Source organism: Streptomyces sp. NPDC000404 (assembly GCF_040300365.1).
Lineage (GTDB): Bacteria > Actinomycetota > Actinomycetes > Streptomycetales > Streptomycetaceae > Streptomyces > Streptomyces ramulosus.
Genome location: NZ_JBEPDN010000001.1, coordinates 330,238 through 347,356 on the forward strand (window position 1 = coordinate 330,238; position 17,119 = coordinate 347,356).

15 protein-coding genes and 1 riboswitch are annotated in these 17,119 nt (G+C 71.8%); of the genes, 4 read left to right on the forward strand and 11 right to left on the reverse strand.

The features are described from left to right. Window positions 1-38: 38 nt before the first annotated feature. Entirely contained in the window at window positions 39-1,532 is a 1,494-nt protein-coding gene (locus ABT345_RS01465; protein ID WP_351320323.1) for a glycosyltransferase 87 family protein, read from the forward strand. Here the strand turns inward: ABT345_RS01465 and ABT345_RS01470 are convergent. The 4 genes from ABT345_RS01470 to ABT345_RS01485 form a co-directional block, all read right to left on the reverse strand. Next, entirely contained in the window at window positions 1,513-2,997 is a 1,485-nt protein-coding gene (locus ABT345_RS01470; protein ID WP_345083335.1) for a hypothetical protein, read from the reverse strand. The genes ABT345_RS01465 and ABT345_RS01470 overlap by 20 nt on opposite strands. Window positions 2,998-3,144: 147 nt before the next feature. Then, window positions 3,145-4,161 (reverse strand): C40 family peptidase, encoded by a 1,017-nt coding sequence (locus ABT345_RS01475; protein WP_345083337.1) that lies wholly within the window; start codon window positions 4,159-4,161, stop codon window positions 3,145-3,147. A 305-nt stretch (window positions 4,162-4,466) separates the two neighbouring features. Continuing rightward, complete coding sequence (locus tag ABT345_RS01480; RefSeq protein ID WP_345083339.1) at window positions 4,467-5,837, reverse strand: NYN domain-containing protein; 1,371 nt, start codon at window positions 5,835-5,837, stop codon at window positions 4,467-4,469. 19 nt (window positions 5,838-5,856) lie between these two features. Continuing rightward, entirely contained in the window at window positions 5,857-6,096 is a 240-nt protein-coding gene (locus tag ABT345_RS01485; RefSeq protein ID WP_345083341.1) for a hypothetical protein, read from the reverse strand. 197 nt (window positions 6,097-6,293) lie between these two features. On the opposite strand from ABT345_RS01485, the gene ABT345_RS01490 reads away from it, so the two are divergent. Together ABT345_RS01490 and ABT345_RS01495 are read left to right on the forward strand one after the other, a co-directional pair. After that, entirely contained in the window at window positions 6,294-7,085 is a 792-nt protein-coding gene (locus ABT345_RS01490; RefSeq protein WP_345083343.1) for a rhomboid family intramembrane serine protease, read from the forward strand. Further along, window positions 7,082-7,363 (forward strand): Lrp/AsnC family transcriptional regulator, encoded by a 282-nt coding sequence (locus ABT345_RS01495; protein ID WP_345083345.1) that lies wholly within the window; start codon window positions 7,082-7,084, stop codon window positions 7,361-7,363. The genes ABT345_RS01490 and ABT345_RS01495 overlap by 4 nt, the downstream gene beginning before the upstream one ends. A 489-nt stretch (window positions 7,364-7,852) precedes the next feature. Here the strand turns inward: ABT345_RS01495 and ABT345_RS01500 are convergent, their stop codons facing one another. From ABT345_RS01500 to ctaE, 6 genes are all read right to left on the reverse strand, one after another. Further along, window positions 7,853-9,187: an aminotransferase class V-fold PLP-dependent enzyme gene (locus tag ABT345_RS01500; RefSeq protein WP_345083347.1), complete on the reverse strand. Its 1,335-nt coding sequence runs from the start codon at window positions 9,185-9,187 to the stop codon at window positions 7,853-7,855. 209 nt (window positions 9,188-9,396) lie between these two features. Continuing rightward, a riboswitch (SAM riboswitch) is annotated at window positions 9,397-9,514 on the reverse strand. A gap of 105 nt (window positions 9,515-9,619) precedes the next feature. Then, entirely contained in the window at window positions 9,620-10,684 is a 1,065-nt protein-coding gene (gene trpD, locus ABT345_RS01505) for an anthranilate phosphoribosyltransferase (RefSeq protein WP_345083349.1), read from the reverse strand. 140 nt (window positions 10,685-10,824) lie between these two features. Further along, entirely contained in the window at window positions 10,825-12,462 is a 1,638-nt protein-coding gene (gene qcrB / locus ABT345_RS01510; RefSeq protein ID WP_345083351.1) for a cytochrome bc1 complex cytochrome b subunit, read from the reverse strand. Further along, window positions 12,459-13,520: a cytochrome bc1 complex Rieske iron-sulfur subunit gene (qcrA, locus tag ABT345_RS01515; RefSeq protein WP_345083353.1), complete on the reverse strand. Its 1,062-nt coding sequence runs from the start codon at window positions 13,518-13,520 to the stop codon at window positions 12,459-12,461. Before qcrA ends, qcrB begins: the two co-directional genes overlap by 4 nt. Then, window positions 13,517-14,326: a cytochrome bc1 complex diheme cytochrome c subunit gene (gene qcrC / locus ABT345_RS01520; protein WP_345083355.1), complete on the reverse strand. Its 810-nt coding sequence runs from the start codon at window positions 14,324-14,326 to the stop codon at window positions 13,517-13,519. The genes qcrA and qcrC overlap by 4 nt, the downstream gene beginning before the upstream one ends. A gap of 80 nt (window positions 14,327-14,406) precedes the next feature. Next, complete coding sequence (gene ctaE / locus ABT345_RS01525) at window positions 14,407-15,027, reverse strand: aa3-type cytochrome oxidase subunit III (protein WP_030281841.1); 621 nt, start codon at window positions 15,025-15,027, stop codon at window positions 14,407-14,409. 298 nt (window positions 15,028-15,325) lie between these two features. On the opposite strand from ctaE, the gene ABT345_RS01530 reads away from it, so the two are divergent. Then, window positions 15,326-15,727 carry a response regulator transcription factor gene (locus tag ABT345_RS01530; RefSeq protein ID WP_345083360.1) on the forward strand — a complete coding sequence of 134 codons (402 nt, stop codon included), beginning with the start codon at window positions 15,326-15,328 and terminating at the stop codon, window positions 15,725-15,727. A gap of 19 nt (window positions 15,728-15,746) precedes the next feature. Here the strand turns inward: ABT345_RS01530 and ABT345_RS01535 are convergent, their stop codons facing one another. After that, window positions 15,747-17,018, reverse strand: a complete 1,272-nt coding sequence (locus ABT345_RS01535) for a L,D-transpeptidase (protein ID WP_345083362.1) — start codon at window positions 17,016-17,018, stop codon at window positions 15,747-15,749. Window positions 17,019-17,119: the final 101 nt, after the last annotated feature.

Below are 17,119 nucleotides of genomic sequence, written 5' to 3' on the forward strand. Positions count from 1 at the left end.
AGGGCACGACAGGGCACGACACGGACAACGAGGTGACCATGGCTTCCGCGCACCCCGGCGACGCCCGGCCCCCGGCCCGGCCGCCCACCGCCCCGGACGACCGCCCTCGTCCCCGTCCCCGTCCCCGCCTCCGTCTCCGCCTCCGTCTCCGTCTCCGGACGGATCGGCTACGCCCCGGCCGCCTCCCGGTCACCGGCCTCCAGCTCCTTGCCTGGGCCGCGACCCGCGCCGTCCTCCTGCTCTGCGTCCTGAAGGTCCTGACCGTGCCCGGGCCGGACGTCACGAGCGATGTGTCGGTGATCTACCGGAGCTGGGCGCAGGTGCTGGCCTCCGGCTCCTTCCCGGTCGGCGACGTCACCTGGCAGTACCCGCCGGGCGCCGCCCTCGCGGTCCTCTCCCCCGGGCTGCTGCCGTTCCTGACCTACCCGCACGCCTTCTTCGCGCTGCTGCTCGCCGCCGACGCCGCCGTCCTCGCCCTGCTCGTACGGGCCGGGCGGCGGCCGGGCCGGCGGCCGGCGGGCGCGTGGGTGTGGATCGCCGGGGTCGCGCTGCTCGGCCCGACCGGGTACGCCCGCTACGACCTGATGGTCACCGCCGTCGCGGTCGCCGCGCTCTGCGCCGCCGCCCGCCGCCCGCGCCTGGCCGGGGCGCTGATCGCCTGCGGTGCGCTGCTGAAGGTGTGGCCCGTGCTGCTGCTGTGCGGGGCGCCGCTGCGCGGCCGCCGGGCGCGGGCGCTGTGGGGCGGCGCGGTGGTCTGCGGTGCGGCGCTGACGCTCGGCTTCGCCCTCGCCGCCCCCGGCGCGTTCGCCTTCCTCACCGCCCAACGGGACCGCGGTACGGAGGTCGAGTCGCTCGGCGCGCTCGTCCTCCATGTGGCCCGGCACTTCGGCCTGCCGGGCGAGGTGGTGCTGCGCTACGGCTCGATGGAGTTCGTCGGCCCGCTGGTGCCGCAGGTCAGCGCGGTGGCGACGGTGCTGACGGCCGTGGCCCTGGGCTGGCTCGTGTGGTGGCGGCTGCGGAGCGGGCTGCGCGCCGCGCCGCGGCCCGCAGTGTGGTGCGACGCGGCGTTCACCGCGGTGCTGCTGGCCACCGTCACCAGCCGGGTCATCAGCCCGCAGTACCTGCTGTGGCCGGTGGGGCTCGGCGCGGTCTGCCTGACCGTACGGGCGAGCCGGCAGACCCTGCCGGTGGCGCTGGTGCTGGCCGCGACGGGCCTGACGTGCTGGGAGTTCCCGCTCTGGTTCGACCGCGTCGTGGCGAGCGACGCACCGGGCGTCGCCGTCCTGCTGCTCCGCAACGCCCTGCTGCTCTGGGCCGCCCTCCTCGCCGCCCGCAGGCTGTGGCGGACGACGGTACGGAGCGCGGCGGACGGCGAGGCCCCGGCGGACGGCTCCGGCGGCCCGCCCGCACCGGAGACGGCCCCGGCCCCGGGCCCCGGTCCGGGCGCCGCCGCCGAGCGCCCGTCCGCCCCGCCGCAGCCTCCCGGCGCCCGCGCGCCCGGGCACTCCCCCGTCAGGTCAGCGCGCGCTTGAGGTAGGCCCGCCACTTCTTCGTGAACTCCCCTGCGCTCAGGCCGAGTTGGGAGCGGAAGGCGGTGTCGAGGCGGGCGTTGCGGACGGCCTCGCGACGGCCGTCCGCCGCCCCCGGCGCGGGCGCCGCCGGATGCCCGCCGACGACCCGCCGCCCGGTCCCGCCCGCACCGCCGTCCTTGGCGTCGTCGCGGCCCGGCGCGGTGGCCGGCGCTCCGGCGGAGGGCCCGTCACCGGACGCCGCGGCACCGGCCCCCGCCGACGGCGAAGCCGACCGCACCCCCGGCCCCGCATGCCCCTCCCGCGCCGGCACGCCGCCCGCCGCCCGGTAGAACGCGCGCAGCTTCGCCTCGCCCCATGTGTCCGCGATCATCCGGCAGGCCAGCCAGCCGGACTCGTACGCCTTCGCCAGCCGGTCGGCGCGGCCGGTGAAGCCGAAGTCCGCGTCGGCGGGCAGCCGCCGCGGCGGATGCCCGGCGGCGACCGCCCGCGACAGCTCCGGCGCCGCCGCGGCCGCCGTGTGCCGCTTCCCCCGGTACGCCACCCAGTCGGCGAACCCCTCCGAGAGCCACAGCGGGGTGTCGCCGGTGGTGGCCGTGCGGGTGGCGACATGGGTGATCTCGTGCGCCAGCACCACCGCGCGGCCCGTGTCGTTGAGGTCCGCGTACGCCTCCGGGTTGACGATCACCCGGTCGGCCGGGGCCTTCGCCTGCGCGCCCGCCTCACCGGTCGTCACCGCCGCGATGCCCGCGTACGCGGACGGGTCGCCGCTGCCCAGCAGTTGGGCCATCCCGGCGACCGAGCCCGGCGCCTCGATCACCACCTGGCCGCTCCAGCGGCCCTGCCAGGCGGCGGTGACGGCGGGCACCGCCGCGTCCGCCCGCCGCGCCAGATCCGCCAGCCGCCCGCGGTCCCCGGCGGCGCCCAGCACCAGCGCATGCCGCCCCCGCACCGCCGCCACCGGCCCCTGGTCCCACAGCTGCCGGGTGCCGGCGTGGCCGGACGCGGTGCCCTCGTCGTCCGACGCGATCCGCCAGCGGCCGGCCGTCCGGGTCAGCGTCAGATACTGCACCGAGGTGACCGGCTCGGCGTCGAAGCCCTTGAGCCGGTAGCGGAGTTCGACCTTGGCGGCCATCGTGCTGCCGCCGGACGCCAGCGGAAAGGCGTCGGTCGCGACGAGGTCGTAGCGCCAGCCGGTCAGCGGCAGCTCCTCGATCGTGCGGAAGGCGCGGCGCTGCCGGTCGCGGTAGCCGGGCCGCACCGGGTCGACGGAGGCGAGGAACGCGGCCTCGTCGTGCTCCTGTACCGCCCGGGCGCGGGCGTCCAGCATCCGCTGCACCTCGGGGAAGCGGGTCCGCGGCGGCGGCTCCTTCGCACAGCCGCTCGCGGCGGCGAGCACCAACGTCAGCAGCACGGCGCTCCCCGCGGCCGTGGCCCGGGGCGGTCGCCGTACACCCTGACCTGCCATGCGGCCGATCGTAAGCCGGGGCATGCGACGACGAAACCGCTGGGGGCCGCCCGGGCGGCAACGGCGCCGCCCCGCCGGCGACCGGGAAGGCCGCCGACGGGGCGGGAGGCGGGCGCGGCGCTGCCGCCGGGCGAGTGGCCCGGAGCGTCAGACGCGGACGCCGTACTGGAACGGCATGTTGTTGATCGACTCGTAGCGGACCGCGGCGCCGGGCTTCGGCGCGTGCAGCACGGTGTTGTTGCCCGCGTAGAGGCCGATGTGGTGCAGGTCGCCGTAGAAGAGCACCAGGTCGCCCGGCTTCAGCTCGCTCATGCCGATGCGGGTACCGGCGCTGGCCTGCGCCTGCGAGGTGCGCGGCAGCGACTGGCCGGCCTGCTGGTACGCCCAGGAGGTCAGGCCCGAGCAGTCGAAGGAGGACGGGCCGGTGGCGCCCCAGACGTAGGGCGAGCCGATCTTCGTCTGGGCGGCGGCGAGGGCGGCGGCGCCGCGCTGCGAGGCGGGGACGTCGTTGCCGAGGTCCACCCGCTCGTTGGAGCGGTTGGCGCGGTCCTCCTTGGCCTGGAGGGCTTCCTTCTCCTTGGCGGTGAGGGTGTTGAGCAGCTCCTGCGCCTTGGCGAGCTTGCCCTGGATCTCGTCCTTCTTGTCCCCGAGCGCCTTGCGGGTCTCGGAGAGGTCCTGGATCTTCCTGGCGGCCTCCGCGCGCTCCTGCGCGAGGCGGCGCTGCTTGTCCGCGATGACCTTGAGCTGATCGGCCTGCTTGCCGCTCAGCTGGTCGAGGGTGGCGGCCTTCTCCAGGTAGGTGTCCGGGTCGCCCGAGAGGAACAGCTGCACGGAGGGGTCGATGCTGCCGCTGCGGTACTGGCCGGAGGCGACGGCGCCCAGGCCCTTGCGCAGCTCGTTCAGCTCGCCCTGACCGCGGGCCACCTTGTCCTGGAGGTCGGCGACCTCCTTCTGGAGCTTCTGCTGATCTTCCTTGGCGCCGTTGTACTTCTCGGTCGCCTGCTCCGCCTGCTCGTAGAGCTTGTCGACCTCGGACTTGACGTCCTTCTTCGACGGGGCGGCCTGCGCGGCCTGGGAGGAGAGGGCGACGGCCGCCGCGGCGGTCGCGGTGAGCACGGTCACACGAGTACGGCTCGGCTGCTTGGGTCGACGGTGGGACGCCACGGGGGCGATCTCCTTCTTCCTTCAGCCGCCTACCGGGAAGTGGGGGGTGGTGACCCCGGCTCCGCGCGTACGCCGCGGACTCGGCGGTTCCTTCACTGTTCATCCCGGGTGGATGATCAACTGCATGAAGGTTCGAGGCCCGACCTTAGTAACCGAGTTGTGATCGCTTCAAATCCTCCCGGGTAAAAAACGCCGCGCCCAGGCCAGGTTTTACCAACATCACACGGGCTGTAGTGGGCACTTGACGGTCAGAGAGCAGGGAACGGACAAATCGTCGATCCGTCACCCCCGGGCACGTCGCCCCGTCAGACGCGGGCAAGTCGCTTGAGCAACAGGGCCGATGCCACCGGACGCGCCCCGGCCTTCGCCACACCGTCCGCCACCTCGCGGTCGGTGGAGACCACCACCACCGGCCGCCCCGCCGGCTCCGCGCGCACCAGCTGCCGGATCAACTCGTCCGCCGTCACACCAGGTTTGCTGAACAGCACCCGCACCCCGCGCGGCGGCGCGAGCAGCACCGGCGCCGCCAGCTCCGCACCGTCGAAGACACAGGTCATCTCCGCACCGGTCTGGGCGGCGAGCACCGCGAGGCCGCCCAGCAGCCGCAGCCGCTGCTTGTCCAGCGGCATCGTGGGATAGCCGGTCTTGGTGACGTTGTAGCCGTCCACCACCAGATGGGCCTGCGGCAGCGCCAGCAGCTGGTCCAGCAGGGCCGGATCGGTCTCCGACAGCGCGCGGGTGGCGATGTCCTTCGGCGTCATCCGGCCGGGCTCCACCGCCTCGACGGTGTCGGCGGGCCGCACCCCGGCGGGCGGCAGCGCCAGCTCCCGGCGCAGCCCCTGAGCCGCGTCGAGCACGGTGTCCAGCAGCAGCCGCACCCGCATGTCCTCGACGCTGCGGCCCTCCCGGGCGGCGCGGCGGCTGGTCTCCAGCGCCGCCTCGCTCTCCCCGATCCGCGCCTTGAGACGGCGCAGTTCACTGTCGGCCGCCGCCTTCTCGGACGCCGCCCGGGACCGCTCCGACTCCAGCTCCGCCGCCGCCTTACGGGCCGTCGCCGCACCCCGCTTCACATCGCTGAGGGCGCTGCGCAGCTTCCGCTGGAGCGCGTCGTTCTCCTTGCGGACGGCGTCCAGCTCGGCGCGCACCCGGTCGGCGTCGGCGCGGGCGTCCGCACGGGCCCGCGCCAGCTCCTCACGCAACCGGGCCAGCTCCCGCTCGGCCTCCTCGCCCGCCCGCTCGGCGCGGGCCCGCTGCGCCTCCTCGCCCGCCGCGGCGACCAGCTTCGGCCAGCCGTCGGGGCGCAGCACGTACGCCGCCGCCGCGAGGTCCAGCGGATCGGCGGCGGCGGGCGCGGTGCCCCGCTCCAGCGCCTCGGCGACCTCCGGCTGCGCCTCGCGGACCTTCTCCGCGATGCGCTGCCGGAAGACGGCGTCGCTCTCCAGCGCGGCGGCCATCGCGTTCCCCGCGAACTTGGCGCGCCGCGAGGGCGTGAAACGGGCGTACTGCCGCAGCGGCGGCGGGAGTTCGGCGACCGTCAGCGCGCCGAACGCGTCCGCGGTGAGCGCCACGACACGGCGCCGGACGCCCTCGGGCAGCGGACGGTCGAAGGCCTCCTCGCCCCCGCCGCCGGACGCCGCCCCGCTCGCCCCCGGCTCCCCTGCTGGACGCTCCACCACGGTCTACTCGCCCCGATCCTCAGGCGTCCGCGCCCGGACGGTCGACCAGCTCGATCTGGTCGACCGCGTTGCACCAGCGGCACCGCACGGACTCGACGGCGTCGCTGAGCACCTCGCGCTCCTCGACCTTCGGCTCCCCGGCCAGATCGAGGTGCGTGTACTCCACCACCTTGGACGTGCGGGTCACGTCGAAGCGGGTGAGGTTGCCGCACAGGGTGCAGCGCCACCGGGTCCGGTCCGTCGGCAGGGGAACAGCCATCGTGATCGTCCTTCTTCCTACTCGTGCGGTGCGGATGCTGCGGCCTCACGCGGTGCGCCGTCGGACTGCGGGAAGTACGCAAAGTACCGACCGTAACCCTACGGCCTGACGGCACGGCCGCGCGGGCACGGCCCAGGAGGCGGGACGCGGCGAGGCAGTCCGCCCCGAATGCCCCTCATTGCGGCATGATCCCCTTCATGACGGCGCCGCCCCTGCCTCCGCCACCGCCCGAAGACCCCCGGCCCCGGCCGCCGCACACCCCACCGGACGCCCGCCATCCGGACCGCCCGGCCCGCGGCGCGTACTCCGTGACGAACCTCCTCATCGCGGTCTGCTGCGCCCTCTTCGTCCTCGGCCCCGCATCCGGCCTCAACCCGCTGTACGGAACCGGCGACGCCCTCCTCCAGGCGCAGACCGCGTACTTCGCACGCTGGGGCGTCATCCCCCGCGACCTCTGGGCCGGCCACCCGGCCGCCTGGCTCACCCCGCTCACCGCGCTCTTCGTCCACGGCAGCTGGCTGCACCTGCTCGGCAACGCCCTCTTCCTGCACGTCTTCGGCGGCATGGCCGAAGCCCGGATGGGCCGCCCGGCCTACACCGTCTTCTTCCTCGTCACCGGCTACCTGGCGCTCCTCGGCTACGCCGCCGCCCACGCCGCCTCCGGCCAGACGCTGGTCGGCGCCTCCGGCTCCATCTCCGGCGTCCTGGGCGCGTTCCTCTACCTCTTCCCCCGCGCCCGCGTCACCAGCCTCTTCCCCTTCCTCTTCTTCCTCCCGCTGCGCTTCCCCGCCTGGGTGGTGCTGCTCTTCTGGTTCGCCCTCCAGTGGCTGGCCGCCCAGCGCGACCCCGCCGGCCCCGGCGTCGCCTACCTCGCCCACGTCATCGGCTTCGCCCTCGGCTTCCTCTACGCATGGGCCCGCCACCGGCCCGCTACTGTGGAGGTCACCAGGGGGAATGCACCGGCGACCGAGGGAGAGAGCCAGCCGTGATCACGTCGATCGTGCTCATCAAGACCAGCGTGGACCAGATCCCGGAGATCGCCGAGCAGATCGCCGCGCTCGAAGGGGTCAGCGAGGTGTACTCGGTCACCGGCGCGCACGACCTCATCGCGATGGTCCGCGTCGCCGCCCACGACGACCTCGCCGACGTCATCCCCGGCCGCATCAGCAAGGTGCCGGGCGTCGCCTCCACCGAGACGCACATTGCGTTCCGCACGTATTCGCAGCATGACCTGGAGGCGGCGTTCGCGATCGGCCTGGACGCCTGACGCCTGACGCCTGCGGCGGGCGGTTCGCCGGTTCGCCTGCGGGTTCGCCTGCTGCGTTGTTTTTCGGCTTTCCCGCCGTGAGGGTTTGGCGCCGTTGCGCCTGCGGCGGGCGTGGGTTGTCGGGAGCGGGGGCCCTCCTGCGGACTCCGTCCTCCGGAGGTCCCCCTCCCGTGGGTGGGTGGTAAAAGGCCGGTGGGGGTTCGCCACCGTCGTCATCTTCCCTACGTGCGAGAAGACGACGACGGTGGCGTACCCCCACCATCTTTCCCCCACCACAAACGGAAGGGGCCGGACCGCAGGACGGAGTCCGGAGGTCCGGCACCGCAGCCGAAAAGCCTCGCGCAGCGACCACGCCCGCCGCAGGCGCAACAAACAGACAGCGAGCAACGCACCGCACAAGCACCGCGCAGCGGCAGGGCAGCGGACGGGCCGCAGGCCACACACCGCACCCGGCACCGCGCAGCGGACCGGCAGCGGACAGGCCGCGGACTAGCGCGCCCCGGCCGCGACGAGTTCCCGGACCGCTCGGACGAAGCGGTCGACGTGCTCGTCGGGCGTACCGGCACCGAAGCTGACGCGGACGGCGCCCAGCTCGCTCCCGCCCGCCGCGGGCGCAAGCACAGGCGAACCGCACTCGGCGGGCTCATCCGGCGCCCCGCCGAGCAACGCTCGGACCAGCGGGTGGGCGCAGAAGAGCCCGTCGCGGACGCCGATCCCGTACTCCGTGGACAGCGCCGCCGCGAGGCGCGAGCTGTTCCAGCCGTCGACGACGAAGGACAGCACGCCGACGCGGTCCGCGTCGTCGCCGAAGAGCGACAGGACGCGGACGCCGGGGATATCCGCCAGGCCGTTCCGGACGCGGGCGATGAGTTCCTGCTCGCGGGCGACCACCGTGTCGAAGCCCGCGTCGGTGAGCGCCCGGCACGCGGAGGCGATCGCGTAGGCGCCGATGACGTTGGGCGAACCGGCCTCGTGGCGGGCCGCGGTGGTGTGCCAGGCGACGTCGACGCCGCCGTCGGGGCGGCGCGTGACGGTCCGGCTGGCGCCGCCGCCGGCCAGGTACGGGTCCGCCTCGCGCAGCCAGTCGGCGCGGCCGGCCAGGACGCCGGAGCCGAACGGCGCGTACAGCTTGTGGCCGGAGAACGCGACCCAGTCCACGTCGAGTCCGGCGAGGTCGACGGGCCGGTGCGGCGCCAGCTGGGCGGCGTCCAGGACGATCCGCGCACCGTGGGCGTGGGCCGCGGCGGCCAGCTCCTGGACCGGCCAGATCTCGCCGGTGACGTTGGAGGCGCCGGTCACGCAGACCAACGCGGGTCCGTAGGGGGCACGGGCCGCGAGGGCCTTTTCCAGGGTGTCGACGGCCTGGCGGGGGGTGCGCGGCGCGTCGAGGTAGGTGACGTCGATGCCGTCGCGCTGCTCCCACGGCAGCAGCGCGGCGTGGTGCTCGGTCTCGAAGACGAAGACGCGGGTGGCGGGCGGCAGCGCGGCGGCCAGCAGGTTGAGGGAGTCGGTGGTGGAGCGGGTGAAGATCACCTGGTCGTCGTCGCGGCAGCCGAGGAAGCCGGCGACGGTGGTGCGGGCGTTCTCGAAAAGGTCGGTGGAGAGCTGCGAGAGGTACCCGGCGCCGCGGTGCACGCTGCCGTAGTAGGGCGCGTAGGCGGCCACGTCGTCCCAGACCCGCTGGAGCGCGGGGGCGCTCGCCGCGTAGTCGAGGGCGGCGTAGCCGATCTCGCCGCCGGCGGCCAGCGGTACCTGGACATCTCGCCCCAGAACCTCCAGTTCGTCACAGACGGGGCGGTCGGCGGCAAGGGTGGAGACAGGCATGGCGAACTCCCGTGAGAGAAAGGCGAATTCACCGCGCGCGGGTAGGCGAAAGCGCGAAGGGGCGCGGGGAATTCGGCAGGCAGGAAAGAGCAGCGGTGGGACGCTGAATTACTTCGGAAGCGAAAGGCTGGAGAGCGGGCTTTTGCAGCCCTATCGCATTCGCTGGTTCACGGAAGTTCTCCCTCTGAGGACCAGGATCCCTGGCGAGGGATCCGCGCTTGCCGCAGACCTCGCTGCCTGCGGCCTGGTCATCACCCGGGGCACCCCGCCACGGAAGGAGGGTTGCCGGACAGCGGGCCGGGGCCTATATCGCTGTCACTCGTGACCTGCGCAGCATCATGCCATATGAACGGAGCGGCGCAAGCCCGGTCCGGTTGTTGAGATCAACCGGACCGGAATTGCGCCGCATTCCCCGCAACGGCCGTACCGCGCTCAGGCGTTGCTGGCGACCGCCCAGCGCTCCAGCGCCCGCTTGGCCGCCCCGGAATCGATCGACTGAGCCGCCCGCTCCATACCGGCCCGGATCTGCTCGGTCAGCGGCGCCGCGGTCGGCTCCAGCGCGGCGAGCGCCGCCGCGGAGTTCAGCAGCACCGCCTCGCGGACCGGGCCCTTCTCCCCGTCCAGCAGCCGCCGCGCCACCTCGGCGTTGTACGCCGCATCCGCACCGCGCAGCGCCTCCACCGGGACCAGCGGGATCCCGACGTCCCGCGGGTCGAACGTCTCCTCCCGCACCGCGCCGTCCCGCACGATCCACACCCGCGACGTCGCCGTCGTCGTCAGCTCGTCCAGCCCGTCGTCACCGCGGAAGACCAGCGCGGACGAACCGCGCTCGGCGAGCACCCCGGCGAGGATCGGCGCCATCCGCGCATCCGCGACACCGGTCGCCTGCGCCTGCACCCGCGCCGGGTTGGTGAGCGGGCCCAGCACGTTGAAGGTGGTGCGGATGCCCAGCTGCCCGCGGGCGGTGGCGACATGGCGCAGCGCCGGGTGGAAGGTGACCGCGAAGCAGAACGTGATGCCCGCCTCCTCGGCGACCTCGACGACGCGCCGCGGGGTGAGGTTCAGCCGGACGCCGAGCTTCTCCAGGACGTCGGAGGAGCCGCTCGCCGACGACGCGGCGCGGTTGCCGTGCTTGATCACCTTCGCGCCCGTGCCGGCCACCACGATCGAGGACATCGTGGAGATGTTGACGGTCTTGGCGCCGTCGCCGCCGGTGCCGACGATGTCCACGCCGGGGCCCGGCACCTCGATCAGCCGGGCGTGCGCGTACATCGCGCGCACCAGCCCGGAGATCTCCGCGACGGTCTCGCCCTTGGCGCGCAGCGCCACCGCGAACCCGGCGATCTGCGCGTCGGTGGCCTCGCCCCGCATGATCCGGTCCATCGCCCAGGCGGTGTCGTCGGCGGCGAGGTCATGGCCGTCGAGCAGGGCGTTCAGGACGCCCGGCCAGGTGTGGGCCGCCACGCTGTCGCCGCCTGCCGGGGTCGCAACGTTCATGGTCCACACTCCTGGTTCGTGCCTGCGTATGAGGTAAACCCTATCGAGCCGCGGACATGCCGGAGGGCCCCGTCCGGTGTCCGGACGGGGCCCTCTGGGTGGCGTCTCACAACCGCCGTGCCCTCACGGCGGCTCGGTGATCAGTGGTGGCCGTGGCCGCTGCTGATCTCCTTGTACTCCTCGACGGTCGGCTTCGGGATGACGTTGTCCTCGCCGTAGTACGCCTTCGAGAGCTTGGCACGCAGCTTCTGCGACCGCGTGGCCTTGCGCTCGACGCCGTTCTCGTCGACCTCGGGCTCCAGCTCCAGCGGAGCGGGCTGCTCGTGCTGGGTGAGGACGTGCAGCTGCTCCTGGGTGAGCGGCTCGTGGACCTCGATGAACTCACCGTGCGGCAGGCGCTTGATGATGCCCGACTCGCGGCCGTGCAGCACCTTGTCCTTGTCGCGGCGCTGCAGCCCCAGGCAGATCCGCTTGGTGGCGATGAACGCCAGCACCGGACCGACGAAGAACGCGATGCGCACGAACCAGGTGATCGAGTTGATCGACAGGTGGAAGTGGGTCGCCCACAGGTCGTTACCGCCACCGATCAGCATCACGAAGTACGCGACCAGCCAGGCCACACCGAAGCCGGTACGGGTCGGGGCGTTGCGCGGACGGTCCAGGATGTGGTGCTCGCGCTTGTCACCCCGCACCCACGACTCGATGAACGGGTAGACCGCGATGGCCACCAGCACCAGCGGGAAGATCAGGATCGGGATCAGCACACCGAAGTTGATGGTGTGACCCCAGAAGTCCCACTCCCAGCCCGGCATCACACGGACGAGACCCTCGGCGAAGCCCATGTACCAGTCGGGCTGGGCGCCGGTGGACACCTGGTCCGGGCGGTACGGGCCGATGGCCCACACCGGGTTGATGCTCGCGATGGCCGCGATCACCGAGATGACACCGAAGACCAGGAAGAAGAAGCCTCCGGCCTTGGCCATGTAGACCGGCAGCAGCGGCATGCCGACGACGTTCTTGTTGGTCTTGCCGGCACCCGGGAACTGCGTGTGCTTGTGGTAGAAGACCAGGATCAGGTGGGCCACCAGCAGACCGAGCATGATGCCCGGCAGCAGCAGCACGTGCACCGTGAAGAACCTCGGGATGATGTCGTGCCCCGGGAACTCCCCGCCGAAGATGAACATCTGCAGGTACGAGCCGATCAGCGGCATCGCCAGGATGACACCCTCGATGAACCGCACGCCGGTGCCGGAGAGCAGGTCGTCGGGGAGGGAGTAGCCGGTGAAGCCGGTGAACATGCCCAGCACCAGCAGCAGGAAGCCGAACAGCCAGTTGACCTCGCGCGGCTTGCGGAAGGCGCCGGTGAAGAACACCCGCATCATGTGGACCATCATGCCGGCGAGGAAGATCAGCGCCGCCCAGTGGTGGATCTGCCGGATCAGCAGACCACCGCGGACGTCGAAGCTGATGTTCAGCGTCGACTCGAACGCCTGGGTCATCCGGATCCCGTGCATCGGCACGTAGGAGCCGTGGTAGACGACCTCGGCCATGCTCGGGTGGAAGAACAGCGTCAGGTAGACACCGGTCAGGATGATGATGATGAAGCTGTAGAGGCAGATCTCACCCAGCATGAAGGACCAGTGGTCCGGGAAGATCTTGCGCATGTTGGACTTGGCGAGGCTGTAGATGCCCAGCCGGCCGTCCGCCCAGTCGGCGATCCGCTCGCCCCGCGGCGCCTGGCCGCGACGCGCGGTGGTCGCGCTCGTCTCGTTACTCATCCGCGCTCCCAGAAGCTCGGGCCGACGGGCTCCGCGAAGTCGCTGACGGCTTCGAGGTAGCCGTCCTTCACCGTGATCTGCAGCTGCGGCAGGGCGTGGCCCGCGGGGCCGAAGATCACGCGACCGCCGTCGGACAGGTCGAAGGTGGACTGGTGGCACGGGCAGAGCACGTGGTGCGTCTGCTGCTCGTACAGGCTGATCGGGCAACCGACGTGGGTGCAGATCTTCGAGTACGCCACGATGCCCTCGTGCGACCACTCAAGTTCCTGCTTGTCCTTGATGTTCTGCGGCTGGATCCGCACGAGCATCAGGGCGTCCTTGGCGATCTTGGTGTTGAACTCCTCGTCGTCCTCCTCCAGGCCCTCGGGCTTGGCGAACGTCAGGGAGCCGACCGCGATGTCCTCGGGACGCAGCGGGAGGTTGGTGGACTGGTTGACCAGGCGGATGCCCTTCTTCCAGCCCGTGCCGCGCAGCTTCTTCTCGGGCAGCGGCCCGAGGTCACGCAGCAGGACGACGCCGGAGAGCGGCACCAGGGCCAGCGCACCGAACATCGTGTTACGGATCAGCTTGCGGCGGCCGAACCCGGACTCCTTCGCGCCCTGCGCGAAGTCGGCGAGCACCTTGGCCTTGACCTCGGGCTCCGCCTCGATCGGGTGCCGGTCGTCGGCGATCTCCTCGTCCGACATCAGCGTGCGGGCCCAGTGGACCGCGCCGGCGCCGATGGCGAAGAGGGCGATACCCAGGGTCAGACCCAGGGAGAAGTTCAGCGCGCTGATGTGCCCGATCGGCCAGATAAAGACGATCTTGTCGATCGGGAAGATCACATACGACGCGATGAACGCGACGGTCGCGAGCATCGACAGGAGGAAGAAGTAGGCCACGACGCGCTCGGAGCGCCGGGCGGCCTTCTCGTCGATGTCCTGGATGCGATGCTCGTGCGCGGGCAGACCCGGGTCGGCGAAGGGGTTGTCCGCCTTCGCCGGCGCACTGTCGTGAGCGGTGCGCTCACTCGGAAGGGATTCTTCTGGCACGTCTGCGTGTCGTCCAGTCTCACTCATGACTTCTTGGCCTTCGTAGTCCGGGCAGCGACCCAGATGGCGACCGCGACCAGCGCGCCCAGGCCGAAGATGTAGCCGAAGAGACCCTCGCTGACCGGACCGAGACCACCGAGGTCCAGGCCACCGGGGCTCGCGGTGTCATCGCCGTTGACGGCGCCGAGGTACGCGACGATGTCCTTCTTGTTCTCCGAGGACAGCGTGCCGTCACCGAAGGAGGGCATGTTCTGCGGGCCGGTCTGCATGGCCTCGTAGATGTGCTTGGGGTCCACGCCCTCGAGCGTCGGTGCGAACTTGCCGTTGGTCAGGGCGCCGCCCTTGCCGGTGAAGTTGTGGCACTGCGCGCAGTTGGTGCGGAACAGCTCGCCACCCTTGCCGACGTCGGCACCGTCCGGGCTGTACTGGTCCTTGCCGGGAACGGCGGGACCGGCGCCCAGCGACGCGACGTACGCCGCCAGCTGGTCGATCTGCGCCTGGTTGTAGATGGGCGTCTTCCGCGGCACCTGGGCGCCGGGCTGCTGGGCCGGCATACGGCCGGTGCCCACCTGGAAGTCGACGGCTGCGGCGCCGACACCGACCAGGCTCGGGCCGTCGGACGAGCCCTGACCGCCGGTGCCGTGGCAGCTGGCGCAGCCGACGGCGTAGAGCTTCTTGCCCTCCTTGATGGCAAGAGACTGGGCGGTGTCATCGGCCTGAGCCTTGTCCGCCGGCGCGAACGCGGCGTACAGCCCCCCAGTGACCGCCAGCGCGAAGAGTAGGACGACGAGCGCCGCCAGCGGATGGCGCCGTCGTGCGGAGAGCTTTTTCACGGATTACCCCGGTGTCAGGATCTTCTGCGTCGATGCTTTGGCTATGTCTGTCTGAACTGCGGTTTCCCGGTAGGTACCGGTTACCGGATCAGGTAGATCGTGGCGAAGAGGCCGATCCAGACGACATCGACGAAGTGCCAGTAGTAGGACACGACGATGGCCGCGGTGGCCTGTTCGTGGGTGAACCTCTTGGCCGCGTACGTCCTGCCCAGGACCAGCAGGAAGGCGATGAGACCGCCCGTCACGTGCAGGCCGTGGAAGCCGGTGGTCAGGTAGAACACCGAGCCGTAGGGGCCGGACGAGAGCGAGAGGCCCTCTTCCTTGACCAGTTCGGTGTACTCGAAGACCTGACCGCCGATGAAGATCGCGCCCATGATGAACGTGATCACGAACCACGTGCGGAGCTTCTTGACATCGCCGCGCTCCGCCGCGAAAACACCGAGCTGGCAGGTCAGCGAGCTGAGCACCAGGATGGTCGTGTTCGTCGCGGAGAACGGAAGGTTCAGCGCATCGGAGGTTTCCTTCCAATACTCGGCACCGGTCACCGATCGAAGGGTGAAGTACATCGCGAAGAGGGCCGCGAAGAACATCAGCTCGGAACTCAGCCAGATGATGGTTCCGACGCTGGTGAGATTCGGTCGATTGACCGACGGGTGCGCGTGCCCGGTTTCTACTGTCGTTGCTGTCGCCACGACCGACATTATGTCGGTCGCTTATCCCGCCCTCACTCCGGGGGGTGCCGTTCGGTGTGTCAAGGCCGTATGCCCTGCTCGTACGGGGCTCTTCCGGCTTCGCCCGAAGGGGGGAAGCGCGCGGCCTCGGGGCGCCTCGGTGCCGTACCGTGGCCAGTCCTGACGGGCCGTCGGACGGATCTTGGTGGCGTCCGCACCCTCCTGTCCGCGGCCCTTGCGGGAGTAGCATCCGAGCCCTACCCACGGCGGGGGCGTTCCCTGCACAGGTGCCGTCCCGGTCCGTACCGCTTCGAAGCGTGGAGGAACGATGCAGGCGACTGCCACGGTGCTGGTCTACAGCGACAACGCCACCACCCGCGAGCAGGTGAGGCTGGCCGCCGGACGGCAGCCCGCGGCCGATGTCCCGCCGGTGGAGATCCTGGAGTGCGCGACCCTGCCCGCCGTCCTGGAGGCGCTGGAGCAGGGCGGCGTCGACGTCTGCGTCCTGGACGGCGAGACCGCACCGGCCGGCGGGATGGGCGTGTGCCGGCAGATCAAGGACGAGATCTACGCCTGCCCGCCGGTGCTGCTGCTCATCGGACGCCCGCAGGACGCCTGGCTGGCCACCTGGAGCCGGGCGGACGCGGCGGTGACGCATCCGGTGGACCCGGTGGCGTTCGCCGGCTCGCTCGCCGCCCTGCTGCGCGGACGGGTCCTCGCACGCAGCTGAGCGGCCGTCTGAGGCGCCCTCAGACCTCGGGGCGCAGCCGGGCCGCATCGGCGGGCTCCCGCTGCCGCTCGGCCGCCCCTGTGGTGGCGGCGCCCTTCCTCAGGGCGCTGCCCTCGCGCCACTCCTGCCAGGGCATGTTCCAGTCGCCGAAGCCGTTGCCGAAGGGCGCCATGGTGTCGCCGCCGCTGTTGACGACCTTCACGATGTCGCCGACGCGCACGGTGTTGAAGAACCACTGGGCGTCACCGGTGGACATGCCCGTGCAGCCGTGGCTGACGTTGGCCGCGCCCTGCGATCCCACGGACCAGGGCGCGGCGTGCACGTACTCGCCGCTGGTGGTCACCCGCGTCGCCCAGTAGACGGGCAGGTCGTAGGAGTCCGAGCTGCCCTCCGGGATGCCGATGCTGCCGCTGGTCATCCGGACGAAGCTCTCCTTGGCGAGGACGACCTTGACGCCGTTGCGGGTGTCGAAGCCGGGCTTGCCGGTGGTGACCGGCAGCGTGTTGATCTGCCGTCCGTTGCGCAGCACCGTCATGGTGTGCGAGGAGGCGTCGGTGACGGCGACGACCTTGTCGCCGGTGGTGAGCTTCACGGGCTTGGCTGGGCCGCCGTAGAGGCCCTTGGAGATCTTCAGGCCCTCCAGGTTGCTGTGGACCTCGATGGCCGCGTGCGCGGGCCAGTACTCCTTGGGGCGGAAGTGCAGCGTCTTGCCGTCGACCCAGTACCAGGAACCCTGTACGCGGGGCGTGGAGTCCACCTTGAGGGCGCTCTCGACGACCGCGCGCGCCTGCGGGTCCTTGACCTCCCGGCTGAGCTTGGCGGTGACCGGCTGGCCGACGCCGTACTCGCCGCTGTCCGGGCCGAAGGTGACCTGGAGGCGGTCGCCGCCGCCCTTGGTGGCGACGTGCAGCGTCTTGCTTCCGGGATTGCCGTCCTCGTCCTCGGTGCTGACCTGCACCGTGTAGCGGACGCCGGCGGCGAGCGGCACGGTGGTCCGCCAGTGCTTGCCGTCGGCGGTCAGCTCGCCGCGGATGGAGCGGCCGGAGGCGTCCGTGGCGGTCACGTCCGTCAGGCGCGTCTCGTCGTCCTTGACGGACACTTCGAGCGGCTTGTTGGGGTCCGCCGTCCGTGTCCCGTCCGGCGTGTTGGACGTGATCTGGTCGGCCGCGTCGTAGGGGTTTGCGGAGAGCGCTTCCGACGACGAGCCCCCGCACGCGGTGGCGGACACCGCGAGGGGCACGAGCAGGAGGCCGCAGCTCAGCACCGTCCGGGTTCGGGGTCTGGGACTCATGTACCAAAAATATGGAGAAATCCCGGGAGCGGCGCGCTGGAGGACTGCAAACGGGGCGGGCCCGGACACCAGTTGAGGTGTCCGGGCCCGCCCTTCACGGC